This window comes from Leucobacter sp. Ag1 (assembly GCF_000980875.1).
In the GTDB taxonomy this organism is placed as follows: domain Bacteria; phylum Actinomycetota; class Actinomycetes; order Actinomycetales; family Microbacteriaceae; genus Leucobacter; species Leucobacter iarius.
Window position 1 is genome coordinate 1 of the sequence record NZ_LAYO01000070.1, and the last position, 23,364, is coordinate 23,364.

General features: G+C 68.8%; 20 protein-coding genes and 1 tRNA gene. 12 read left to right on the forward strand and 9 right to left on the reverse strand.

All coding sequences use genetic code 11. The features are described 5' to 3' along the window. The 3 genes from XM48_RS03040 to XM48_RS03050 form a co-directional block, all read right to left on the reverse strand. Positions 1 to 810, reverse strand: an 810-nt coding sequence (locus XM48_RS03040) for a 1-phosphofructokinase family hexose kinase (RefSeq protein WP_046454316.1), incomplete at its 3' end; no start/stop codon positions are given. Beyond that, complete coding sequence (locus tag XM48_RS03045; protein ID WP_052961257.1) at positions 807 to 1,790, reverse strand: ROK family protein; 984 nt, start codon at positions 1,788 to 1,790, stop codon at positions 807 to 809. The genes XM48_RS03040 and XM48_RS03045, both read right to left, overlap by 4 nt. Then, positions 1,787 to 2,695, reverse strand: a complete 909-nt coding sequence (locus XM48_RS03050; protein ID WP_046454317.1) for an SIS domain-containing protein — start codon at positions 2,693 to 2,695, stop codon at positions 1,787 to 1,789. The genes XM48_RS03045 and XM48_RS03050 overlap by 4 nt, the downstream gene beginning before the upstream one ends. A 322-nt stretch (positions 2,696 to 3,017) precedes the next feature. On the opposite strand from XM48_RS03050, the gene XM48_RS03055 reads away from it, so the two are divergent. From XM48_RS03055 to XM48_RS03075, 5 genes are all read left to right on the forward strand, one after another. Further along, on the forward strand, positions 3,018 to 4,268 hold the full coding sequence (locus tag XM48_RS03055) for an extracellular solute-binding protein (protein WP_046454318.1): 1,251 nt from the start codon (positions 3,018 to 3,020) through the stop codon (positions 4,266 to 4,268). A gap of 47 nt (positions 4,269 to 4,315) precedes the next feature. Beyond that, positions 4,316 to 5,293 carry a carbohydrate ABC transporter permease gene (locus XM48_RS03060; RefSeq protein WP_084820921.1) on the forward strand — a complete coding sequence of 326 codons (978 nt, stop codon included), beginning with the start codon at positions 4,316 to 4,318 and terminating at the stop codon, positions 5,291 to 5,293. A gap of 3 nt (positions 5,294 to 5,296) precedes the next feature. Continuing rightward, positions 5,297 to 6,202: a carbohydrate ABC transporter permease gene (locus XM48_RS03065; protein ID WP_231580785.1), complete on the forward strand. Its 906-nt coding sequence runs from the start codon at positions 5,297 to 5,299 to the stop codon at positions 6,200 to 6,202. Between the two features lie 154 nt (positions 6,203 to 6,356). Further along, positions 6,357 to 8,009, forward strand: coding sequence for an amidohydrolase (locus XM48_RS03070; RefSeq protein ID WP_197074129.1), 1,653 nt, complete (start codon positions 6,357 to 6,359; stop codon positions 8,007 to 8,009). A gap of 70 nt (positions 8,010 to 8,079) precedes the next feature. Then, positions 8,080 to 9,315: an MFS transporter gene (locus tag XM48_RS03075; protein ID WP_046454319.1), complete on the forward strand. Its 1,236-nt coding sequence runs from the start codon at positions 8,080 to 8,082 to the stop codon at positions 9,313 to 9,315. A gap of 24 nt (positions 9,316 to 9,339) precedes the next feature. Here XM48_RS03075 and XM48_RS03080 read toward each other — a convergent pair whose 3' ends face one another. After that, positions 9,340 to 10,239, reverse strand: a complete 900-nt coding sequence (locus XM48_RS03080; RefSeq protein WP_046454320.1) for an AraC family transcriptional regulator — start codon at positions 10,237 to 10,239, stop codon at positions 9,340 to 9,342. A gap of 56 nt (positions 10,240 to 10,295) precedes the next feature. Continuing rightward, positions 10,296 to 11,324 (reverse strand): LacI family DNA-binding transcriptional regulator, encoded by a 1,029-nt coding sequence (locus tag XM48_RS03085; protein ID WP_052961258.1) that lies wholly within the window; start codon positions 11,322 to 11,324, stop codon positions 10,296 to 10,298. 198 nt (positions 11,325 to 11,522) lie between these two features. Between XM48_RS03085 and XM48_RS03090 the strand changes: the two genes are divergently transcribed. From XM48_RS03090 to XM48_RS03115, 6 genes are all read left to right on the forward strand, one after another. Next, positions 11,523 to 13,175: an ABC transporter substrate-binding protein gene (locus XM48_RS03090; protein ID WP_046454322.1), complete on the forward strand. Its 1,653-nt coding sequence runs from the start codon at positions 11,523 to 11,525 to the stop codon at positions 13,173 to 13,175. A 24-nt stretch (positions 13,176 to 13,199) separates the two neighbouring features. Further along, positions 13,200 to 14,150, forward strand: coding sequence for an ABC transporter permease (locus XM48_RS03095; protein ID WP_046454323.1), 951 nt, complete (start codon positions 13,200 to 13,202; stop codon positions 14,148 to 14,150). Then, positions 14,147 to 15,082 carry an ABC transporter permease gene (locus XM48_RS03100; RefSeq protein ID WP_046454324.1) on the forward strand — a complete coding sequence of 312 codons (936 nt, stop codon included), beginning with the start codon at positions 14,147 to 14,149 and terminating at the stop codon, positions 15,080 to 15,082. The genes XM48_RS03095 and XM48_RS03100 overlap by 4 nt, the downstream gene beginning before the upstream one ends. Further along, a complete protein-coding gene (locus XM48_RS03105) occupies positions 15,082 to 15,948 on the forward strand; it encodes an ABC transporter ATP-binding protein (RefSeq protein ID WP_046454325.1) in 867 nt (288 codons plus the stop codon). Before XM48_RS03100 ends, XM48_RS03105 begins: the two co-directional genes overlap by 1 nt. Further along, positions 15,945 to 16,775, forward strand: a complete 831-nt coding sequence (locus XM48_RS03110) for an ABC transporter ATP-binding protein (protein WP_046454326.1) — start codon at positions 15,945 to 15,947, stop codon at positions 16,773 to 16,775. The genes XM48_RS03105 and XM48_RS03110 overlap by 4 nt, the downstream gene beginning before the upstream one ends. Before the next feature lie 80 nt (positions 16,776 to 16,855). Then, on the forward strand, positions 16,856 to 17,923 hold the full coding sequence (locus XM48_RS03115) for a C45 family peptidase (protein WP_052961259.1): 1,068 nt from the start codon (positions 16,856 to 16,858) through the stop codon (positions 17,921 to 17,923). A gap of 646 nt (positions 17,924 to 18,569) precedes the next feature. On the opposite strand, the gene XM48_RS03120 is transcribed toward XM48_RS03115, so the two are convergent. After that, positions 18,570 to 18,794 (reverse strand): hypothetical protein, encoded by a 225-nt coding sequence (locus XM48_RS03120; RefSeq protein WP_046454327.1) that lies wholly within the window; start codon positions 18,792 to 18,794, stop codon positions 18,570 to 18,572. A 184-nt stretch (positions 18,795 to 18,978) separates the two neighbouring features. Here XM48_RS03120 and XM48_RS03125 point away from each other — a divergent pair, with 184 nt between their 5' ends. Beyond that, the gene (locus tag XM48_RS03125; protein ID WP_046454328.1) at positions 18,979 to 20,451 is read left to right on the forward strand and encodes a hypothetical protein; all 1,473 of its coding nucleotides are present in this window, start codon (positions 18,979 to 18,981) and stop codon (positions 20,449 to 20,451) included. Between the two features lie 23 nt (positions 20,452 to 20,474). On the opposite strand, the gene XM48_RS17775 is transcribed toward XM48_RS03125, so the two are convergent. From XM48_RS17775 to XM48_RS03135, 3 genes are all read right to left on the reverse strand, one after another. After that, the gene (locus XM48_RS17775) at positions 20,475 to 21,404 is read right to left on the reverse strand and encodes a hypothetical protein (protein ID WP_156174913.1); all 930 of its coding nucleotides are present in this window, start codon (positions 21,402 to 21,404) and stop codon (positions 20,475 to 20,477) included. Positions 21,405 to 22,567: 1,163 nt separating this feature from the next. Then, positions 22,568 to 22,641: transfer RNA gene (locus XM48_RS03130), tRNA-Met, on the reverse strand. Between the two features lie 13 nt (positions 22,642 to 22,654). After that, positions 22,655 to 23,329, reverse strand: coding sequence for a YoaK family protein (locus XM48_RS03135; RefSeq protein ID WP_046454329.1), 675 nt, complete (start codon positions 23,327 to 23,329; stop codon positions 22,655 to 22,657). Between the last annotated feature and the right edge of the window lie 35 nt (positions 23,330 to 23,364).

Sequence of the window (23,364 nt, forward strand, 5' to 3'; positions counted from 1 at the left end):
GCCCGCGGCGAGCACCGAGGCGGCGCCGGCGACCGCGGCGTCGCCGGCGCCGGTGGGATTGCCGGCCAGCGGTTCGGCGAGGCGGGCGCGCAGCGCAACCGCGGGAGCGCCGTCGTCGGCGATCGGGCCGGCGATCAGCAGCATGCCCTCCGCCCCGAGCGAGCAGAGCACGCCGCCCGCACCGAGTCCGATGAGGGCGAGGGCTCCGGCGATCGGGTCCGCGAGACCCGTGGCGTCCGCGAGCTCCTCGCGGTTCGGTTTGACGAGGTCCGCGCCCGCGCGGGCCGCGCGCAGCAGCGCCGGACCCGAGGTGTCGACGACCGCGGGGACGCCGCGTCCGTGCGCGGCCGCGACGAGCACCTCGACGATCGCGTCGGGGGCGCCGGGCGGCAGACTGCCGGAGACCACGAGAACGGAGGCCCGCTCGAGCTCCTCGTCGGCGGCCGCGACGAGCTCGGCCCACTCCGCGGCGGTCGGATTCTCGCCGCGCTCGTTGAAGATGCTGGTGTCGCCGAGCGCCTCGTCCACGATGGCGGCGGAACGCCGGGTGGGTACCGAGACCGGCACGATCCGGTGCGGCACCCTGCTCTCGGCGAGCTCGTCGGCGAAGATCCGGCCGGTGGCGCCGCCCGCGGTCGTGAGCGCTCGGGCGGCGACGCCCTGCGCGTGCAGCACGCGCGTCACGTTGAGCCCCTTGCCGCCGGCGCGCACCCCGGCGGCCGGCACGCGGTGGCTGCCGCCCGGCACGACGCGCTCGGCGCGCCAGGTCAGATCGAGCGCGGGGTTGGGGGTGACGGTCACGACGGTCACGCGGCGCCACCGTCCGTCACCGTCGCGGTCGCCGTCGCGCGGGCTCGCGCGAACAGCGCGGCCCCGGCGAGGCCCGCGTCCTCGCCGAGCTCGGCCGGCAGGATCTCGGGGCGCCGGTGATAGCTGAGCCGGCGCTCCACCCGCTCGCGCAGTGGAGCGAACAGGGCGTCGCCGGCCCGGCTCAGGCCGCCCGCGATGATGATCGCCTCCGGGGCGAGGAACGCGGCGATCTGCGTGAAGGAGAGCGCCAGCGCATCGACCGCGCTGTCCCAGACCTCCGCGGCCACGGGGTCGCCGGCCTGCGCCCGGGCGAGCACGTCGTGGGCGCCGGAGGCGGGCGCGGTACCCGCCGACCGTGCCGCGGTGTACCGGCGCGCGATGGCACCGGCCGAGGCGACCGCTTCGAGGCAGCCGACCGCGCCGCAGGCGCACACGGGACCGTCGGCCACGGGCGAGTGGCCGAATTCGCCGGCGTAGCCCTGCGCCAGGTGGGCGCGGCCGTCGACGATGATGGTGCCCGCGATCCCCGTTCCGATGATCATGACGACGACGTCGCGGAACCGCCCGGCCGAGCCGAGCCGGTACTCGGCCATGCTCGAGCCGTGGATGTCGTGGTTGAACGCGACGGGCAGGCCGAGACGCTGTTCCGCGAGGTCGCGGATCGGAGCGTCGCGCCATCCGAGGTTGCTCGAGAACACCCCGATGCCGCGATCGGGATCGATGATCCCGGGGACGAGGAGCCCCGCGGCCGTCGGCCGGACCTCGGGGAACTCCCGGCGGTAGTCGTCGCGCAGCTCCGCGAGCCGGGCGACGATCCGCGCGGGGTTGCCCGCCCCGTCATCGGGGTCGAGCGGCGTCGCCGTGCGTCGCAGGCCGAGCACCGCGCCCGAGGGATCGACGAGGCCCGACTTGATGTCGGTTCCGCCCACGTCGAAGGCGAGCACGGGCTCGCCCGCGCGGAGGCTCGGCAATCGGGTCACGGTTCCAGGATGACGGATCGGGTGAGGTTGCGGGGTTGATCCGGGTCGAGCCCGCGCGCGAGGGCCCGCGCGAGCGCGACCCGCTGCGCGCGCACCAGGTCGGCGAGCGGATCGAGATCGCTCGTCTCGAACCGGGCGCCCGTCGCCGCGACCTGCGCCGAGAGGCCCTCGGGGGCCGGCCCGAACTGCCAGGTGACGCGCCCCGGGGCCGCGATCGAGATCGGGCCGTGGCGGTACTCCATCGACGGATACGACTCGGTCCAGGACTGCGAGGCCTCGCGCATCTTGAGCGCGGCCTCGTGGGCGAGACCCACGGTCCAGCCCATGCCGAGGTAGCTCGTCTGCTCGGCGGCCACCAGCGCGGGATCGAGATCCGCCGCGACGACCGTCGCGGCGTCGGCGATGGCCGTATCGAGGCGCTCGCCGAGGGACGCGCGGAACAGCGCGAGCGCGGTGGTCGCGAACCGGGTCTGCACGACCGACTGCTCGTCGGCGAAGGGGAGCAGCACGGCGTCGTCGACGAGGTCGACGAGCGGGGACTCGGGGTCGCCGATCACGCCGACGACGCGAGGTGCGTCGCCCGCGGCCGTGAGGTCGCCGACGAGCTCGAGCACCTCGCTCGTGGTGCCCGAGCGCGTGAGGGCCACGACGGCGTCGTAGCCGCGGTCGACGAACGCCTCCGACGCCGCGAACGCGTCGGTGACGCCCTGGCCCGCGCGCTCGCGGAGGACGGCGTAGCTCTGCGCCATGAACCAGGAGGTGCCGCAGCCGATCACGGCGACGCGCTCGCCGCGGGCGGGCAGCAGGGCCTGCTCGGCGCGCATCTGCTCGGCGCGCGCCCAGGTCTCGGGCTGGCTGGCGATCTCGGCGGCCATGTGGGCGCCGGGGGTGTGGGCGGCGGTCATTGCGCTCCTCCGAAGGATGTGGCGAGATGCGTGAAAGATGATCGCTTCTGATTCAATCACGCAAAAACCCGCAGGACAATGAGCGAATCTGGAGAATCGTGAAGATGGCGTGTGAATCGATCACGGGAACGATCAACAGGTCACAATTTGGTCACCTTCTTGACGAATTATCTCCTCCACCCCGAAGATGAGGGACAGACGAGCGCAGGGCCGCGTGCGGAACGAGTGCTCGTTGGCACTATCGCGCGCAGGGCTGCGTGCGATGCACGCACCGGCGCGTGGTTTCGTGGCGGTGTTCCATCAACGGTGAGGAACTGCACACATGAAGAAGTCAGTGAGGATCGGCGCGATCGCGCTCGCGGCCTCCGCCAGCCTGGCGCTCAGCGCCTGCGGGTTCGGCGGTGCGAGCGGCGGGGGATCGAGCGACTCCGGATCGAAGACCACGCTCAACCTGCTGGTCCCGAGCTACTCCGACAACACCCAGAAGCTCTGGAACGACGTGATCGCCGGCTTCGAGAAGAAGTACCCGGACATCAAGGTCAGCCTCGAGGTGCAGTCCTGGGACAACCTCGAGTCCGTCGTCACCACCAAGGTGAGCGGCAACAAGGCCCCCGACATCTACAACGGCGGCCCGTTCGCCGGCTTCGCCGGCGACGACCTGCTCTACGACGTCTCGGAGGTGACCTCGAAGGACACCTTCAGCGACTTCCAGGAGTCCTTCATCAAGAACGAGCAGCTCAACGGCAAGACCTACGCCCTGCCGTGGATCGCCTCGGCTCGCGCGCTGTTCGTGAACAACGACCTGCTCAAGCAGGCCGGGGTCTCGGCCGCGCCGAAGACCTGGGACGAGCTGCTCGATGCGGCGACCAAGGTGTCGAAGCTCGGCGGCGGCGTCGCCGGCTACGGCATGCCCCTCGGCTCCGAGGAGGCGCAGGCCGAAGCCGCGGTCTGGATGTGGGGCGGCGGTGGATCCTTCGGCGACGAGAAGAAGCTCACCATCGACGACCCGAAGAACCTGCCGGGCGCCGAGCAGATCAAGAAGATGATCGACGCGGGCGCCACGCAGAAGAACCCCGGTTCGACCAACCGCTCTCCGCTGATGGACATCTTCGTCCAGGGCAAGATCGGCATGCAGGTCGGCCTGCCGCCGACCGTCGGGCAGATCAAGGAGAACAACCCGAAGCTGAACTACTCGATCGTCCCGATCCCGACCAAGGACGGCTCGCCGTTCACGCTGGGCGTCGCCGATCAGCTCATGGCGTTCAAGAACGACGGCAAGAAGAAGGACGCCATCACCAAGTTCTTCGACTACGTCTACAGCGCCGACGTCTACGTGCCGTGGGTCAAGGCCGAGGGCTTCCTCCCCGTCACCAAGTCGGGATCCGAGCAGCTGTCGAGCGAGGAATCGCTCAAGCCGTTCCTCGACGTGCTGCCGAGCGCGAAGTTCTACCCGTCGACCAACCCCAAGTGGTCGTCCGCCGACGCCGCGTTCAAGGCGCTCGCGGGCCAGCTCGAGAAGAAGCCGGCCCAGCAGGTGCTCACCGAGATCCAGAAGCAGGCGGACGCCGGCTGAGCCGGCTCGTCCGAACCGCAACGAGAGGGAACGGTGACCGCGACACCATGAGCACCACGATCGAATCGTCACCGCTTCCGAGCGGAGCCGCCGGGGGAGACCCCGGCGGCTCCGCCCCGTCGCCGAAGCGCTCCGGCCGCCCCTCCGGCGGGCGAGAGCTGCTCCGCGCACTCCCCTGGGTGGGGCCCGCCCTGGTGCTCATCGTCGCCGTGGTCTTCTTCCCGGCCGGCGTCATGTTCTGGAACTCGACCCGGCACATCTCGCAGTCGGGCGTCGACAAGGGCTCGGCCGGGTTCGACAACTTCGTCACGGTCTTCACCTTCGAATCCTTCTGGCCGATCTTCTTCCGCACGATCCTCTGGGTCGTGGTCGTCGTGAGCATCACGATCCTGCTCTCGCTCGTGATCGCCCAGGTGCTCAACAAGTCGTTCCCGGGGCGCAAGATCGTGCGCCTCGCGGTCATCATCCCGTGGGCGGCCTCCGTGGTCATGACGACGATGGTCGTCTACTACGGCCTCGAGCCGTACTTCGGCATCATCAACAAGTTCCTCGTCGACGTCGGGCTCATCTCGACGCCGGAGGGCTTCGGCTGGACCCGCAACCCCGGCACCGCGTTCATGTGGTCGATCATCGTCGCGATCTTCGTGTCGCTGCCGTTCACCACGTACACGATCCTGGCCGGGCTGCAGACGGTGCCGAGCGAGACGCTCGAGGCGGCCAAGGTCGACGGTGCCGGGCCCGCCCGCACATACTTCACCGTGGTGCTGCCGCAGCTGCGCAGCGCGCTCGCGGTGGCGGCGCTCATCAACATCATCAACGTCTTTAACTCGCTGCCGATCCTGAAGGTCATGACGGGATCGATCCCGGGCTACGACGCCGACACGATCATGACGATGGTGTTCAAGTACATCGAGAACCAGCACCGGGTGGACGTCGCGAGCGCGCTCTCGGTCGTGGCCTTCATCATCGTCATCGTGATCGTCGCGGTGTACGTGAAGGTCGTCAAGCCCATGCGGGAGGTCTGAGCCGTGGCCGTCGTCGAACCCAGCACCCGCACCATGACCCTGCCCGTCGGGCGCCGCGCCAAGAAGGTGCGCACCGAACGGGTCACCCCGGGCCGCATGGCCCTGCGCATGCTCGCGGGCCTCATCGTGCTCGTGATCTTCGTGCTGCCCTACACGATCATGTTCTTCGGGGCGGTCAAGACCAAGTCCGAGATCCGCTCGGTCGACCCGACCTACTTCCCGAAGGAGTTCCACTGGGACAACTTCGTGTCGATGTGGGCGACGCCCGAGACGCCGCTGCTGCAGAACCTGATCTCCACGATCGTGATCTCGGTGTTCGCGACCCTGCTCGTGCTGCTCGTCGCGCTCCCGGCGGCGTACTACACGGCGCGGTTCCGGTTCCCCGGCCGCATGGTCTTCCTGTTCCTCGTGATCGTGACCCAGATGCTCCAGCCCGCGGTGCTCACCTCGGGTCTGTTCCGCCAGTTCTCGGCGCTCGGGCTGCTCGACACCTGGGCCGCGATGATCTTCGTGAACGCGGCGTTCAACCTCTCGTTCGCGGTCTGGATCATGCACTCCTTCTTCGCCGGCGTGCCCAAGGAGGTCGACGAGGCGGCGCAGATCGACGGGGCCGGCCGCTTCGCCGTGCTCTTCAAGATCAACCTGCCGCTCGTCTGGCCGGGAATCGTGACCGCGATCGTGTTCACCTTCGTCGCCTGCTGGAACGAGTTCGCGGCGTCGCTCGTGATCCTGCAGACCGCGGGCAATCAGCCGCTCTCGGTCGCGCTGACCAAGTTCGTGGGGCAGTACGAGACGAGCTGGCAGTACGTGTTCGCGGTGTCGCTCGTCGCGATCCTGCCCGTGGTGATCCTGTTCATGCTGATCGAGAAGCGCCTGGTCGGCGGGCTCACCGCCGGCAGCGTGAAGTAGTCGCTTCGGGCGTCTGCAAGGGCCGGGCCGCGCTTCCCGCGCGGCCCGGCCCTTGAGCGTTCGCGGGGTTCGGGGGTATCGTTGCGCATGTTATTGGTCGCTCGACCAAGAGGTGCCGCGACGTCGGCGCGACGCCGAACCCCGAGGAGCCACCGTGAGCGACGCCGAGACGATCCTGCGAGCGGGGAACCTGATCGACTTCGGCCCCGCGGGGAGCCGGCCCGAGCCGCTCGGCACGCACCTCGTGATCGCGGACGGCCGCATCGTCGCGGTCGGCGGCGCAGAGCTGGAGCGGGCGTACCCCGACGCCGAGGTCATCGACTTCGGCGGCGACGCGGCGATCCTGCCCGGCCTCATCGACTGCCACACCCACCCCGTCTGGGGGTCCGAGAGTCAGGGCGGCAGCCTCGGCCTCGGCGGCGTGACCTCGCTCGCGCAGCTGCGCGAGCGGCTCGAAGCGGCGCACGCCGCGGCGGATCCCGATGCGTGGATCACCGGCTACGACCTCGACGTGAACGCATTCGAGGGGGCCGAACCGAACGGGCGGGTGTTCGAGGAGTGGCTGCCCGGGCGGCGCGTGTCGCTCATGACCCGGGACGCGCACGCACTCGTCGTGAGCCCCGCGGTCGTCGCCGGGATCGGGCTGACGGGCGACGAGGTCTTCGCCGACGCGTCGTCCATCGTGGCCGACGCGGGCGGGCCGACCGGGTGGGTGCTCGAGCTGCAGGCGATGGACCTGGTGCTCGCCCACCTGCCGCAGGCGCCGCTGGCGGTGCAGGCGGACTACCTGGCGGACGCGCTGCGGCGTTTCGCCGAGACCGGGCTCACCGAGGTGCACGCGCTCGATTTCCACGAGCCGTCGCGCGAGCTCTACGAGGAGCTCGAACGGCGCGGCGAGCTGCCGGTGCGGGTGCGGATCTATCCGCTCGTGCCCGCCGACTCGACGCCCGAGGTCTGGGCCGGGATCGCAGCACTGCAGGGGGTCGGCGGACGGCGCTGGCGGGTCGACGGGGCGAAGTTCATGCTCGACGGGACGGCCGACAACGGCACCGCCTGGTTCGCCGAGCCGGATCGCCTGGGTGAGAACCACGAGGCGCTGTGGCGCAGCACCGACGCCTACCGCGAGGCCGTGCGATTCTTCACCGAGCGCGGCGTGCCGACCGCGACGCACGCCATCGGCGATGCCGCGGTCGACTTCGTGCTCGACGTCGTCGCCGAGGTCGGGCACGCGCCCTCCGCGCCGCACCGCGTCGAGCACATCGAGTCGATCCCCGACGCGACGGTCGTCCGCTTCGCCGAGCTCGGCGTGGTCGCGAGCATCCAGCCGACTCACGCCACCCGCCTCACCGAGGCCGATGGGAGCGACAACTGGTCGCGTCGGATCGGGCCGGATCGGGTCGCGCACGGCTGGCGGATCCGCGACCTGATCGCCCAGGGCGCGCCCGTCGTGCTCGGCTCGGACTGGCCGATCGGGATCGGGGACCCGCGGGTCTCGCTCGCGGATGCCCAGCTGCGGCGGCCGGTCGGCGAACCGGATCGCGGGGAGCACCAGCCCGAGCAGAAGATCGATGCCGCTGCGGCCTACCGCAGCATGACGAGCGTGCCCGCGGGGCTGTTCGCTGGCGCTGGCGATGTCGCCGGCGCTGGCGCTGCCGCGGGGGATGCGCCGCGCGGGCGGTTCGAGCCGGGCTCGGTCGCCGACCTCACCGTGCTCGCGGCGGATCCGATGGGCCTGCCGCCCGAGGCGCAGGCCGTGAACCCGGTGCTCGCGACCTTCGTCGACGGCGGGCGCGTGGTCGGTGCGTAGGCGGACGATCGGTCGGATGCCCCAGACCCGAGGTCGGGCGCCGCCGCCCGCGCTCGGCCAGCATGGAACCATGACCACCACCGCCCCCGTCCCCATCGTTCCCGTGCAGGCAGACGCGAAGCCGGGCCGCCTCAACTACGGCGCCCTGATCGCGATGATGCTGATGAGCTTCTTCCTGGTCACCGCGGAGTTCCTGCCGAGCGGCATGCTCACCCGGATCGCCGATGGACTCGGCGTCACCTCGGGCCAGGCCGGCCAGATGGTCGCCGTCACGGCCTTCGCGGGTCTGCTCGCCGCACCCACGGTCGGCCTGCTGTTCCCGCGTCTCGACCGGCGTTCCCTGCTGGTCTGGCTCTCGATCACCGCGGCGGTGTCGAACGCGCTCGTCGCGGTCGCGCCGAACCTGCTGCTCGTGATCCTCGCCCGGTTCCTGCTCGGCGCCGCGATCTCGGGGTTCTGGTCGATGTCGATCTCGGTCGCGGCGAAGATCGCGGGCCCTGAGCGGCTCGGGCGCGCGGTCATGTTCAACTCGGCCGGCGTCTCGCTCGCGACCGTCGCGGGTGTGCCGCTCGGCGTGATGCTCAGCGAGGCCATCGACTGGCGCGGGGTGTTCGCCGTCGCGGCCGTGGCGAGCGCGCTGCTCGCCGTCGTGCTGCGCTGGCTGCTCCCGGCGGTGCCCGCGGAGCGCTCCGCGAAGCTCTCGACGATGATCGCGGCGCTGCGCCGTCCCGGGATCGGCTTCGGCGTGATCGCCAATATCTTCGTCGTGACCGGCCACTTCCTCGCCTACACCTACGTGCGCGTCGCGCTGGAGCGGGTGCAGGAGGGCGGGACTCCGGTCGAGGCGGACACCATCGTCGTGCTGCTCGCCCTCTTCGGCGTCGGCGGCCTGATCGGCAACATCGTGTTCGGTTTCGTGGTCGATCGCGCGTACCGGGTGCTCGCGGTGCTCACGCCGGTCGTGATCGCGGGACTCCTGCTGCTCGTCATCGCCGCATCGGGATCCCTGTGGGCCACGGGTGCCGCGGTGTTCGTCTGGGGCTTCTTCTTCGCCTCGTGGTTGCTCATCGCGAACACCTGGGCGGGCCACCGCATGCCCGACATGCTCGAAGCGGGCGGCAGCCTCGTCGTGGTCGGGTTCCAGAGCGGGATCATGATCGCCGCGGGGATCGGCGGGGCGCTGGTCGATGCGATGGGCATCGCCCCCGTCTACGCGGTCGGGGCGGCCCTGTTGCTGCTCGGCGCCGTGCAATTCGGTCTCTCGGACCGGATCTCGGAGGCGCACCACCGCCTGCAGCGCCGCTGAGCGGATGCCGCGCGGGCGTCGCGGTCAGACCCTCGACGCCCGCAGCAGCGCGTCGGAGCGCCAGGCCGAGGGGGTGAGGCCGGTGCGGCGCCGGAACGCGCGGCTGAAGCCTTCGTCGGATCCGTATCCGATCGCGCGGGACACCTCGGAAACGCCCCGGCCCTGCGCGAGCAGATCCTGCGCGGACCGGATCCGCACCTCGGCCACGTAGCTCGCGGGCGAGATCCCGAGCGCCCCGCGGAAGCGCTCGGCGAACACCGAGCGCGACATGGCTCCGGTGCGGGCGAGATCCTCGAGCGACCACTCGCGGCCGGGGTCCGCGTGCACGGCCTCGACGACGCGGTCGAGGAACGGGTCGCCCGTGCGCGACGGCCAGCCGGCCGGTGCGCAGCCCCGGATCGCCCACGCCCGGATCACCGAGACGAGCACCGTGTTCGCCATCATGCGGCACACCACGGAGCTGCCGGGCTGATCGGCGCAGAGATCGTCGTCGCTGCCGAGCTTCGGCCCCAGCTGCGCCGCCAGGGCGGCGACCGCGGGATCGCTGCCGGGCAGGTCCCGAACGTACAGGGACGCGGGCAGCAGTCCGAGGATCCCGTCGTCCGTCGCGGGGAGTTCGAGGGACGAGACGAGCACGAACGCGTCCTCCGCCGCGTGCAGCAGCACGGCGCGGGGGTCCGTGAACAGCAGGGCGTCGCCCACTTCGAGGGAGCCGGGGATCCCGTGCTCGGAGACGGCGGCCCGCCCGCTCGACTCGGCCCGGAGCGAGCCGCAGATCACGTAGACGAGCGCGACGGCGCCGTCGGGGATCGCGACGGGTTCGCCGGCGCGCAGATCGACCCGGTGCTGCCGGAGCAGTCGGGCGTCGACGCCCGAGAGCACCCGGTCGATCGCGGTCTCCGCGGGTTCGAGAGTCTGGGCCATGACAGGGGCAACCGGTGCGAGGGCTCCGGTATTCCGCTCCCGGCGTGTCGGTCGGGTCAGCTCCGCGTCGTCGACTCGCGGATGTCGAGGGTCGCCGAGGGGACGGTCAGCGGGAGCTCGAGGTCGCGGCCCTCCGCGAGCCGCACCGCGATCTCGACCGCGCGCCGCGCGGTCTCCTCGGGGTGCAGGTCGAGCGTGGTCACGGTGGGGCTCGAGGTTCGGTTCTGCATGGCGCCGGATCCGCCCGCGACCAGGAGGTCCTCGGGCACGCGGATCCCGCGCCGGATCGCCGCGGCCGTGACGCCGGCGGCGTGCCGGCCGGTGAGGCAGAAGATCGCGTCGGGGCGGTCCTCGGGATCGCCGTCGAGGAAGTGCGACACGATCGTCTCGCCGGCGTGCTCGCCCTCGGCCTCGGGCATCGCGAAGACGAGCGGCGTCTGGCCGCGCTCGGCGGCCCAGGCCTCGAGCGTGCGGATCGAGCCGAGGTTCCAGTCGTTGCGGTCGGTGCCCGTGACCAGGGCGATGCGGCGCGCGCCGACCTCGGCGAGGTGGGAGATCATGAGGCTGGCCTGCTGCTCCGCACCCTCGTCGATCTCGAGGAACTCGCCGCGCCGGGCGGGGTCCGCGCCGACGGTGACGAACGGGATCCGCTGCTCGGTGAGCATGGTGAGCACGGGGTCGTCCTCGAACGGCTCGGTCACGATGTAGGCGTCGGCGGCGAGGGCGCTGAGCGGCACTCCCGGACGGGTGGGGTCGTCGACGAGCATCATGCTGTACCCGTGCTCCATCGCGGTCAGAGACGCGGAGCCGGCGATGCGGAGGAAGTAGTCGACGCCCTCGGGCAGGAAAGTGTCGAGGCTGTGGAAGGGGCGGATCACGAGGGCGAGGAGACCGAGCCGGGAGTTCTGCAGCCCGCGCGCGATCGCGCTGGGGCGGTAGCCGATCTCGGCGGCGATCCGCTCGATGTTCTGGACGGTCTCGCGGCGCACGACACCCTTGCCGTTGAGCGCGTGCGAGACCGTGGTCGGCGAGACGCCCGCCGCCTTCGCCACGTCCTTGATCGTCGGTCTCCCACTGGGTTTCACTCGGTCAGGATAGCCCGTTCCCGGCCCTTCCATCGTATGCGCGTTCGACTTCGCGCCCGCATCGACCCGTTATCGAAAAGTGATACCCAAAACGTTTTGCCCAAATCGTTTTGGGTGTTACTCTCGCTCCCGGGTCTCGTCCGGCGCACGCAGGACGTCAGGGGATTCAATGACGAAACTTCGAATGGAGAACTCATCGTGAAATTCGCGAAGACGAGGGTCGCAGTCGCCCTCCTTGCAGTCACGGGTCTGGCACTCGCCGGGTGCGCATCGGGCGCGCGCGGCGGCGGCAGCGAGGGGAAGGTCGACGACTCCAAGCTGCAGCAGACCACGCCCGCGGCGAAGGGCGACATCGACAAGGTGACGTGGAACTCGACCTACGGCGAGCTCGCCACGCTCGACCCGGCCAAGGCGTTCAACTACCCCGAGAACACGATCGTGGCGAACCTCTGCGAGCCGCTGTTCCAGATGCAGCCCGACTTCTCGATCAAGCCGAACCTCGCGACCAAGGCCGAGACGACCGACGGGCTCACTTGGAAGATCGGGATCCGCGACAAGGTCACCTTCTGGGACGGCTCGCCGATGACCATGCAGGACGTGCTCTACTCGCTGAAGCGCCACAACGACCCCTCCGAGGGTAGCTACTGGACCGGCGGCGTCACCGCGAACATCGCGAAGGTCGAGCAGAGCGGCGATCACGAGATCACCATCACGCTCAAGTCGCCCGACCAGATCCTGCCCTCCTCGCTCTCGACCGTGCTCGGCGTCGTCGTGCAGGAGAAGCAGCGCAAGGCGGCCGGCCAGAACTACGGCAACCCCGACACCGGCGTCATGTGCACCGGCCCGCTCTCCTACACTCCCGGTGACTGGAAGCAGGGGCAGTCGATTTCGCTGAAGCGCTTCGACGGCTACTGGAACGCCGACAAGAAGGCGAAGGCCAAGGAAGTCCAGATCGGCTTCGTGGTCGATCCGACCGCCATCGCGACCGGCCTGAAGAGCGGCGACATCCAGGGCTCCTACGACGTGCCGCTGCCGGCCCTCGGCGAGCTCTCGGGCAGCACGAGCGGAGCGATGGTCTACGGCCAGGGCATGCAGATCATGGCCATCATCTCGACCGGCAAGGGGACCTTCGGCGACCCGGCCGTGCGCCGCGCCCTCACCCGCGCCACCGACCGCCAGGCCATCGCCGACACCGTCTACGAGGGCACCGCGACTCCGTCGCGCTCGGTCGTTCCGCAGTCGCCGTGGGACGCGATCCCCGACGCCGCGAAGCTCCGCGACAAGGAACTGCCCGACCTGAGCTACGACGTGAAGGCCGCCAAGGAGGAGCTGAAGGCCGCCAAGGTCGACCTGTCGAAGCCGATCAAGATCGCCTACCCGTCGGAGCGCGGCTTCTACGCCGACATCCTGAACGAGATGGCGAACGGCGCGAAGGAGCTCGGCCTCACGCTGCAGCCCACCGGCGTGCCCAGCGCGCAGTTCGGCGCCTTCTTCTCGGACCCGAAGGCCCGTGAGGGCTTCGACGGCTTCGTCACGACCAACTACCTGAGCGCCCCGGACCCGCTGCTGCACCTCATCAGCGTCGCGAAGACCGGCAGCGACCAGAACTACTCGGGCTTCTCCGACCCGCAGGTCGACTCGGCGCTCGACGCCGCGCTCGCCGAGAAGGACGTGAAGAAGCGCACCGAGCTCACGGTGAAGGCCGAGGCGCTCGTCATGCAGCAGCAGCCGTGGGTCCCGATCGACGACCTGGCGGTGCGCATGTACCTGAACAAGAAGGTGACCGGCGCCCCCGCATCGTTCGTCTACCTGTACTACCCCTGGGCCGCCGACCTCGGCTCGGCCGAGTAAGCGAACCCTCGGAAGGGATCGTCCATGACCTACGTCCTGAAACGGCTCGGCGCCCTCGTCGCCGTGCTCATCGTGTCCAGCTTCATCGTGTTCTCGGGCATGTACCTCGCCCCGGGAAGCCCCGAGCAGTTCCTCGTGCAGGGGCGCACGGTGAGTCCGGAGGTGCTCGCGGCGATCCGCGCGCAGTACGGCCTGGACGATCCCTTCCTGCTCCGCTACTGGCACTGGCTGGTCGGAGTGATCCAGGGCGACTTCGGCCGCTCCCTGCTCACGCAGCAGGATGTGGCCTCCCTCGTCGCCTCCCGCCTCCCGACCACACTCTTCCTCGCCGCGTTCGCGGCGATCCTGATCGGTGTGTTCGGCGTCGGGCTCGGCGTCCTCGCCGCGACCCGCTCGGGCGTCTTCGAGAAGCTCGTCGTGTTCGGCTCGAACCTGGGCTTCGCGGTCCCGACCTTCTTCGCGGCGCTGATCCTCATGTTCGTGTTCGGCTCGAACCTCGGCTGGTTCCCGGTGTCGGGTTCCGGAACGGGCTTCGGCGACCGGCTCTGGCACCTCACGCTCCCCGCGATCGCGCTCGCGTTCCCCGGCATCGCCGTCGTGGCCCGCATCACGCGCACCGCGGTGCGCGAGGAGCAGGGATCCGAGCACGTGGTCATGGCGATCGCGCGCGGCGTGCCCAAGCAGCTCGTGCTGTGGCGGCACACGATCCGCAACTCGATGCTCCCCGTGAGCACGGTGCTCGGCACCCAGATCGCCGGCCTGCTCGCCAGCGCGTTCGTGATCGAGTACGCCTTCACCCTCGACGGGCTCGGCGCGCTGCTCGTGAACTCGGTGCAGAAGAAGGACTTCGCGGTGGTGCAGGCGATCGCCCTCATCATGGTGCTCGCCTTCGGCATCATCAACCTCATCGTCGACCTGCTCTACGCGGTGATCGACCCACGCGTTCGGCTGAGCAAGGGAGTGTCGGCACGATGAACGAGCGGAAGTTCAAGGGCGGGCCGGGCACGAACACCCGGTCCCAGGACACGGTCGCGGTGCAGCTGATCCGCAAGCACCGCGCGGACGCCCCGATCTCGGGCTGGCGCCGCTTCGTGCGCCGTCTCGGACCGGTGGGCGTGGTCAGCCTCGCGATCATCGTGCTGGTGGTGCTGATGGCGGTGTTCGCGCCGATCATCGCCCCGCAGGATCCCTTCGCGGGCAGCGTCACCGGCCGGCACGAGGCGTGGAGCCTCGCGCACCTCATGGGCACCGACCAGTCGGGGCGCGACATCTTCTCGCGCATCATCTGGGGTGCGCGTACGAGCCTCCTCGGGCCGACGCTCGTGGTGCTCATCGCGGCGACGCTCGCCACCACGCTCGCCCTCACGGCGGTCTGGTTCGGCGGCAAGGTCGACGCGCTCATCAGCCGCGTGCTCGACATCCTCTTCGCATTCCCCAACATGCTCCTCGCGATCCTCGCGGTCGCGATCTTCGGACCGTCGCTGCTCACCGCGTCCATCGCGCTGGCCATCGGCTTCACCCCGTACTCCGCCCGAGTGATCCGCTCCGTCGCGCTCCGCGAGCGCGGCCTGCCCTACGTCTCGTCGGCGCAGCTGCAGGGCATCTCCGGGTTCCTCATCACGGTGCGGCAAATCCTGCCGAACGTGCGCACCCAGATCCTCACCGGCATGACCATCAACTTCGGCTACGCCATGATCGAGCTCGCCGCGCTCTCGTTCCTCGGGCTCGGCGTGCAGCCGCCCACCCCCGACTGGGGCCTCATGGTCTCGAACGGACAGGCCTCGCTGCAGCAGGGCTTCTGGGAGCAGAGCGTCTTCGCCGGTCTCGCGATCGTGATCACCGTCGCCGCCTTCGGCTACGTCGGCGAGCAGCTCGGCGGCCGCCGCGCGGCAGGAAGGACCCGCTGATGCTGAACATCGAAGACCTCGTCCTCACCGTCGTCGACCCCGAGACCGGGCATGAGACCGAGATCCTGCACGGCAGCACGCTCGCGCTGCAGCAGGGGGAGGCGCTCGGCCTCGTCGGGGAATCCGGCTCTGGCAAGTCCATGACCCTCAAGTGCATCCTCGGCATCGAGCCCTCCGGGGCGCGGGTCGAGGGGCGGGTCGAGCTCGACGGCACCGACCTGCTGGCCGCGTCCGGCGACGTGCTGCGGAGGATCCGCGCCAACGACCTGGCGCTCATCGCGCAGAACCCGCACGGCGCGCTCAACCCGGTGCTGCCCGTCGAGCGCTTCCTCATCGAGGGCATGAGCGACGCCCGGAACCTGCCGAAGGCCGAAGCGCGCGAGCGCGCGGCCGAACTGTTGCGCCAGGTCGGGATCACCGACACGGATCGCGTGCTGGCCTCGTACCCGCACCAGCTCTCGGGCGGCATGCTGCAGCGCGTCGTGATCGCGGGAGCGATCTCGGGCGAGCCGAAGCTGCTGCTCGCCGACGAGCCCACCACCGCGCTCGACGTGACCACTCAGGCCGAGGTCGTCGCGATCCTGGACGAGATGCGGCGCGAGCACGGCCTCTCGATGATCTTCGTGACGCACGACCTCGACCTCGCGGCCGCGGTCTGCGATCGCCTCGCCGTGATGAAGGACGGCGAGATCCTCGAGGTCGGCACCCCGGAGGAGATCCGGGACCACCCGAAGACCGACTACACCCGGGCCCTCATGGCGGCGCGGCCGATGCTGTACCCCGAGGGGCACGAGGCGAACCGTGGTGCTGACCGCGGTGGGGATCACGGAACGGATCACGGCACGAACGAGGAGGCGGACGCATGAGCGAGCCGATCATCCAGGTCGAGCACCTGAAGCGCACCTTCAAGCTCGGACGCGGCGCGAGCGTCGCCGCGCTCGACGACGTGACGTGCGAGCTGCGGCCGGGCACCTGCCTCGCCGTCGTCGGCGAGTCCGGATCGGGCAAGTCGACCCTCGCCCGCGTGGTCGTCGGCCTCGAGCGCGCCGACTCCGGCTCGGTGCGCATCGCCGGTACCGAGGTCAAGCCGACCACCGCCCGGAGCGCGCTCCGCGAGCGGGCCAAGCTCGTGCAGATGGTGTTCCAGGACCCTCAGGGATCCCTGAACCGCTCGCTGCCCGTCTCGGCGACCATCGACGAGATGCTGCGCGCGCACCGCCCCGATCTCGATCGCGCCGGGCGCCGCGCCCGCGTGCTCGAGCTGTTCGACGAGGTCGGCCTCACCGAGCGCCACGCCGACGCCAAGCCCGGTGCCCTCTCGGGCGGGCAGAAGCAGCGCGTCGCGATCGCCCGTGCGCTCGCGGCCGAGCCGAAGATCATCGTGCTCGACGAGGCCGTCTCGGCCCTCGACGTGTCGGTGCAGGCCCAGGTGCTCGACCTGCTCAAGCGGCTGCGCGCCGAGCACGGTCTGTCGTACCTGTTCATCACGCACGACCTCTCGGTGGTGCGCGACATCGCCGACGACGTCGTCGTGATGCGCACCGGCCGGATCATCGAGCGCGGCACGGTGAGCGACGTGCTCGACCGACCGCAGGAGCCCTACACCCGACTGCTCATCGCCTCGGCCCCCAGGCCGGGCTGGAAGCCGCAGCGCGGACTGCGCGACGCCCTGCTGGGCGGCGCCGCGGTCTGACCCCGGGCCCCCGGGCCCCGCGGGCCGGTCGGCGCTCCGCCGACCGGCCCGCACCATTCCACCGAACCGAGAGGATCACCATGACCACCACCGAGCGTCTTCACCTGCGAGTCTCGGGAGAGACCCGTGCTGAGCTCGGGCGCAGCCGCGGATCGCAGCTGCGGGATTCGCTTCCGGCCGCCTACGCGAAGTACGCCGAGCTGTTCCGGATCCTCGGAGTCGACGAGGAGACGGAACGGCAGGGCGCCGAGCGCGTCATCGCGGCGCTCGCCGCCTGGCGTCCCGCGGTCGTCGAGGAGCTCGCCGGGATCGCGGAGGGCTCGGGCTTGACCCTCGCCCAGGTGGTCGCGCTCAACGCGCGCACCGAGGTCCTCGCCCTCGGCAAGGCGGCCTCGAGCGAGTGCTCGACCGTGACCGCCGTGATCGACGGCCGGCACCGCGCGGTGCAGACCTGGGACTGGCACATCGAGCTGGCCCCGTTCTGGCACACGCACGAGGTCGACGGACCGGGCTACCGCTACGCGGGCCTCACCGAGCAGGGCATCGTCAGCAAGATCGGCGTGAACGAGGCGGGACTCGCCCTGCACTTCAACATCCTCGGCCACCGCGAGGACGGTCCGTCGGGCGGGCCCATGCACGTGCTGTCGTCGATCGTGCTGACCGAGTGCGCCTCGGTGGACGAGGCCATCGCGCTGATCCGCAGCGCACCCATCGCGTCGTCGTCGGCGTTCACCATGCTCGACGCCGACCGCGCGGTTTCGGTCGAGATGAGTCCCGCGGGCGTCTTCGTGATCGAGGAGGTCGCGGGATCGGTGCAGCGCACCAACCACTTCCAGGACGCGGAGCCGCTCGGCGGGCAGAAGTCCGAGATCTACGAACCCGACTCGTCGGAGCGGCTGGCGCTCGTGCGCGAGCGGATCGCCGACGGCGGCCCCGCCGACACCGCGGCGCTCGTCGAACTGCTCGTCTCGGGCGAGGGGCAGCCGCCGCTCACCTGCCACGCCGACATGGCGAAGGGCTACGGGGAGCGCTGGGCGACCCTCGCGACGATCGTCACCGATCCCGAGCGGCGCTCGATCCGGATCCTCGACGGCATGCCGACCGACGCGGCGACGGGGGAGTGGCGCGAGATCGACCTCGCGGGCTGATCGCCCGTCGCCTCCCCGCGGCCGTCCGCGCACCGCGCGGGCGGCCGCGTTCGAGCCGGGCAGGACGTGGGACACTCGTCGCTCGACAAGCCGAGCACGAAGCACGCCGAGAACGCCCAGCAGGTCTCGCAGGTCGGCGGCACCGTCGCGAACGCCGCGGGAGCGGCCTCGTCGACCGGCGGAGCGGCAGGCGGTGCGGGCAAGGCCGCATCGCAGGGGGGGGGGGGGCGAAGGCTCCCGCGAAGGCTCCCCAGGCCGCTCCGAAGAACGCGAGCGTCCCGAGGAGCACGCCCGCTGCCCCGCGCCCGGCCGCGCCGCAGCGCACCTTCTCGACGACGAACGTGTCCAGCACGTCGGTCGACCGCTCCAGCAGCGTCGACCGCCGCAGCAAGACCGTGAACAAGTCGAAGAGGCGCATCGCTCCGCCGAAGTCCGGCGGCAAGGGCGGCAAGGGCACGAAGGGCCTGAAGCCGGGCGGGGCGCGGGCAAGCAGGCCTGACCGGCGAGCACCCTCCAGCAAAAGCAGAACCTCCACGGCGCCAGCCGTGGGGGTTCTGTGCTCTCCCCAGCGCACTCCCCGCGGGGAGGCGCTCGGGCTGTGGTGGCTATTGCGGGAGCGTCGCGAACGGGATGGCGAACCAGACGATCACGACGACGGTGACGGCAGCGCTGAGGTAGCCGACGACGAGCGCAACGCGGTGCTGGCGCCGCGCTTCCTGGCACGGCCGCCCGCGACGTGCCCCAGCGGGATCGCGACGAGCCAGAGCCCGAGGAATGCGACGAGGAACGAGACGGCTGAGAGCGCCTCGTGGCGGTCGGGGGCCGCGACGGACTGCGCGGCGGGCGTTGGGGCGATTGCGGTGTTCGACATGGTGGGGGTCCTTTGGCTGGTGATCCGATCACCCCCCTATCCCGGCCCGCCGGAGGCGGGCACCCGCCGACCGAGCTACGCGAGCGACACGGACACCCGTACTTGGATAGCGGCCTGCTAGGCCGCAGAGTGCCCGAACACTAGAATGCGAAGTACTCGTACAGGGCATTACCAAAGGCGGAAAATGCAGCGCTTCTCGGACTATTTCAATCTCGGCCTGACTCAGTCATCGCTGGATTTCGTCAACATAGATGTGCGGGAAGACTCGCCGGTCTACATCGACCCCCATGCGATACGGACTCAGCAGGGTGAGTGGATCGCTTCCTGCCAGGTGTCGATCACCACGTACTTCGACTCTCTGCTCGGTGCAGTCAGATCGAAAGACGCATCTCGGATTCGTGAGCTCATCGTGCCGCTCTCTGAGCCCAATGAGACGCATCTTGGGGAAAGCGAAGGCAAATCTCGCGGAAGGTCGCTCGGGAGCGAGAAAAAGGCCCAGGAGCTCATATCTGCGCTCCAGCGGAGCCGTGCCATCAAGAGCGGTCTTCTGGCGGATCTTGAGGAGAGCATCCTCTTCGTGGATGGCATCGGTGTCGACATCCTGAGTGACATAACGACATGCCTCATCCGAACGCAGCTGATCGCCTACACGAAGAACCAGTGCGAGTTCCATGGGGTGAAGACAGAGCTGCAGTTCACAGATCCGACCTGGGATTCGGCCACTCGGGCGTGGCTTCCTGGCGCGGAGCATGACCTACCTCGCGGCCCTGATGGTGCCCTTCTCTTGGTCCCGAGGTCGATCGTGAGGGTGAAGCCGGAGCTGGACAAGGACAAGTTCTTCAGAAACTACATCCGCCCTTTCTATGTCGACTCAGAACTGAGCAAGGGCGTTGCCTCTGAGTTCGTGAAGCTCATTGCTGCTGGAAAGAAGAACGAGCGCCTAGACGTGAAACTCACGGAACTCGATAAGCATCTCGGTACGACGAAGGCCGCCATTGCTAGGCATGCCGAGGAGTACCCCCAGGGCATGGATAACTATCGCGCCGACAACAAGGACCCGAAGGTCGGTCTCGATAATGCCCAACTATCCAAGCAGGTGGGCGATGAAGTCCCGGATCTGAACGAGCTGCTAGATACTGTCCGCTCGATTCAACCGGGAAGAGCGGGTGCGACTCCCTATCATCGAGCGGTGGCGGCTCTGCTCACGGCGCTTTTCGCGGCGAGCCTCGGCAATGAACATCTTGAGACTCCGCAGCACGGCGGGTTGAAGCGCATTGACATTACTTATGACAATGTTGCTGGCGACGGCTTTTTCCGATGGCTGTCCCTTAACTACTCCAGCGCTGTAATCGCCGTTGAATGCAAGAACTACGAAGAAGATCCCGGTAACCCAGAGGTTGATCAAATCGCCATGAGGCTCGGGCCCAACCAAGGCAAAGTGGGACTGCTCGTAGCACGTCATATCTCCAACAGGGAGCGCATGGATGCTAGGTGCAGGAGTGTGTCTGCTGATCAGCACGGCTTCGTCATTGCACTTGACGATGACGACTTGCAGCAGATCGTCGACGACGTCCAGGAGGCTCTGGATAACGGTGCCAACCCGCGTGAGTTCCCGCTACTACGAAGTAGGTTTGGTCATCTGATTGGTCAGCGCTGATTCGACTCGCTCCTAGCGATCGCTCAGCTGAAAACACCGCTTAGGGCGAGTCCTGTAAAGGCTTCAACCGCTCCTCCTGTGGCCGCAATGAGGGCTCCGTTGCCGATCTTGGCGGCGACGGATTTTAGACGCCCGGCCTTCCTAATTACCGCGCCCGTGTCGGGCGCCGCTGAGGCTACTTCTCTACGAAGGTCTTCAACTGCCTCGATGAGCTCATGTGATTCATCCACCTCGCTCGACGCTTCGCGCACGGCGTCTAGGAGCTTGAGGGCATCTTCGATACTCAACCTCTTCGCCTTTGCTTCTGCGCCGCTGCCTATCGCTGTAGGCCCGTTGGCAGCGTGGATTGTGGTGATGTATTGCGTTCCAATGTGCTGACCAACCGCGGCATCCACTTGATCCTTGCGCGGGAGCTCCGACATAGGTGTGGTTGAGGTCAGATCGGCGACAACATCGAACAGTTGTGTCCGAATCCTGCCGAGTATTCCCGCAATTGCGGAGGTAGTCGTCTCGAAATGCAGCCCAGTAACCTGCTGATACTCATCCAGTTCTTCGTTCCAAACCATCTGAGCGTATACCAAGCTGTTATGCGTGAAGGCGAGTGTGGGCATCGCAAGGTAAGACTCCAGCTCCTCCACTGCTTCTCGTAGATGAAGCTCTTCGGGAACGCCTTCTATCGCAGCACTCGGTAATTCAAAGCGACTAATTCTCTGGTTGTTGACCACAGTGAAGCCACTAATCGAACTCATCCTTATGACCGGAACGGGGATGTGGCGGTATGCCGGAACCTCATCTTCGTCGCCATAGCCGTTGAGCTCACGTCGAGCCCATTCCCTCAAAGAATTTGATCCGGTGTCAGCCCCCAGCATCAAACACTTCCGCAGCAGACCTGCGAGGGATTGGGACTCATCGAGAAGATGATCCCGAAGCGATTGCAGTAGCGTTGCGCTCATCTAGTAGGGGTTCCTGCCTGCGATGAAGTTCGTCTCTTGCTTTAACAGTATCTGAGGCAGGGAGGGCGTCAGCAACGTCTATCGGCGTCTACCCAAGCGAACGCTGGGACTTCGAGCGTACGCATGTCAAGCCGGGCCGATGTCTAAAGCCACTGGACATGTGCCTCGAAAGGTCTAGAAGTAAGCGAACCCAAGGGGCCGGTCATCCGTTGCGTGCGGGTGAGCGGTGTCCGAGTCGATTGAGGCGCACCTTCGGGCCGTTAGTGGTGTCCCGAAGGTGCGGGGCCGCAGGAGGTAAGTCGGGGCATCTTCGGACCCTGTTGAAGGAATGGGGTAAGGCACAGCTGGAGAAGCCAAATGCGGCAGCGGAAACGTACCACTTCCGCAAAGCTTCAGACGAGAGCCTAAGAGTCGAGATTCGAGCAAAAGGGGTGTACGCACACCATGCCCCACCGAAACCCGAGCAATCGCCCGGACGAGCAGTTTTCCTGGTTTACCAGCGTTCTGCGCACGCGCACGCACGCGAGTTAGTCGCGAGCCCGCCGCAGCCATGTACCAAAGTGCGTACACCCTTTTGCCTCACACGCTCCAAAAGGGTGTACGCGCTCTCGGCAGCTCCGCGACCTGCTTCTGCCTCGCGATTCTGCGGTTTTCGCTCCCTCATTCGCCTTAAATCCTGCGTACACCCTTTTGCATCGCCGCGTTCCAAAAGGATGTACGCACGTCGGGGCAGCCCTGCGGCCGCTTCTGCCGCGTGATTCTGCGGTTCTCCGCCGTCGAATCGCCCCGATCCCTGCGTACACCCTTTTGCGCGGCCAGCGACGCCCGCCCGGCGCAGCTCCTGCGACATGGCGGTGCCCTGCGCCCGCGAAGCGGGGGCAGGGCACATGTCACAGACCCGCGTCGGGCCTGCGCCAGCCGTTCAGCCCGTTCGCCGATCCGCTCCGGACAGGCCCATCCGTCGTCCACATGAGGCGCAGAAGCACTGGGCGGAACAGACCATATGCGCTTCAGGCCCGCGTAATCTCGAGGGTATCCCGCAGTATCACGAGATATTTGCTTTAGCGTAGCCTTTAGCGTAGTTCGACTCTGAGGGCCCATTTCGGGCAAGCGAAAGGCCCCTGATTTGGTGCAAAACACCTGATCGGGGGCCAATCTCATCGTTGCGGGGGCAGGATTTGAACCTACGACCTCCGGGTTATGAGCCCGGCGAGCTACCGAACTGCTCCACCCCGCGGCACCCTTCAACGCTATCGGCGAACCGGGCGCGATCGCGAATCGACGCGCGCCACGGCGCGGATGATCTGGGCCAGGCCGAGCACGCAGAGCGCTCCCGCCGCCACGAGCAGGGCGAGCGCGCCCATGGCACGCCAGGCGAGGGAGCCGAGCAGCGCGCCGAGGGTGATCGAGGCCCAGAGCAGGAGCGGCCGGACCCATCCGCCGCGGTGACCGCCGACGATGCGGTCCGCGAGGCCGATACCGAGGCTCACGAGTGTTCCGGTCGCGTAGGTGATCGCGACCTGCGCGCGGCCGGCGACGATGAAGAGCGTGTTCATCGCGCCCATGACCGCGGCGAGGGCGGCGAGCGAGTAGCCGGGGTGCGGCCACAGCGCGACGATCCCCGTGGCCGCGAACAGGGCCGCGCCCAGGCCGAGGATCCTCCCACCGATCCGCACGCGCTCCGTGAGGAGCCCGAGCACCCGGCCGGCCAGCACGCCGAGGACGAAGCCGGCCACCAGGCTCAGCGCGACCGCTGCGGTCTGCACCTCGCCCCGGCTGACCTCGACCCCCGCCTGCGTCGAGTTGCCGCTCATGAACGAGACGAAGAGGCCGCCGGAGAGGATGAAGCCGATCGCGTCGACGAAGCCTGCTGCTCCGGCGAGCAGCAGGGATCCGCCGAAGGAGGCACGCGAGACCGTCTGCATGCTTCAGTTGTATCCGGCTTCGCCCGGTCGGAGCG

What these genes read in the sequence shown, in the direction of transcription:
- XM48_RS03050 (WP_046454317.1), bottom strand. Translation starts at nt 2,695, where the DNA reads ATGACCGCCGCCCACACCCCCGGCGCCCACATGGCCGCCGAGATCGCC.
- XM48_RS03055 (WP_046454318.1), top strand. Translation starts at nt 3,018, where the DNA reads ATGAAGAAGTCAGTGAGGATCGGCGCGATCGCGCTCGCGGCCTCCGCC.
- XM48_RS03060 (WP_084820921.1), top strand. Translation starts at nt 4,316, where the DNA reads ATGAGCACCACGATCGAATCGTCACCGCTTCCGAGCGGAGCCGCCGGG.
- XM48_RS03075 (WP_046454319.1), top strand. Translation starts at nt 8,080, where the DNA reads ATGACCACCACCGCCCCCGTCCCCATCGTTCCCGTGCAGGCAGACGCG.
- XM48_RS03080 (WP_046454320.1), bottom strand. Translation starts at nt 10,239, where the DNA reads ATGGCCCAGACTCTCGAACCCGCGGAGACCGCGATCGACCGGGTGCTC.
- XM48_RS03095 (WP_046454323.1), top strand. Translation starts at nt 13,200, where the DNA reads ATGACCTACGTCCTGAAACGGCTCGGCGCCCTCGTCGCCGTGCTCATC.
- XM48_RS03100 (WP_046454324.1), top strand. Translation starts at nt 14,147, where the DNA reads ATGAACGAGCGGAAGTTCAAGGGCGGGCCGGGCACGAACACCCGGTCC.
- XM48_RS03105 (WP_046454325.1), top strand. Translation starts at nt 15,082, where the DNA reads ATGCTGAACATCGAAGACCTCGTCCTCACCGTCGTCGACCCCGAGACC.
- XM48_RS03110 (WP_046454326.1), top strand. Translation starts at nt 15,945, where the DNA reads ATGAGCGAGCCGATCATCCAGGTCGAGCACCTGAAGCGCACCTTCAAG.
- XM48_RS03115 (WP_052961259.1), top strand. Translation starts at nt 16,856, where the DNA reads ATGACCACCACCGAGCGTCTTCACCTGCGAGTCTCGGGAGAGACCCGT.
- XM48_RS03120 (WP_046454327.1), bottom strand. Translation starts at nt 18,794, where the DNA reads ATGTCGAACACCGCAATCGCCCCAACGCCCGCCGCGCAGTCCGTCGCG.
- XM48_RS03125 (WP_046454328.1), top strand. Translation starts at nt 18,979, where the DNA reads ATGCAGCGCTTCTCGGACTATTTCAATCTCGGCCTGACTCAGTCATCG.
- XM48_RS17775 (WP_156174913.1), bottom strand. Translation starts at nt 21,404, where the DNA reads ATGAGCGCAACGCTACTGCAATCGCTTCGGGATCATCTTCTCGATGAG.
- XM48_RS03135 (WP_046454329.1), bottom strand. Translation starts at nt 23,329, where the DNA reads ATGCAGACGGTCTCGCGTGCCTCCTTCGGCGGATCCCTGCTGCTCGCC.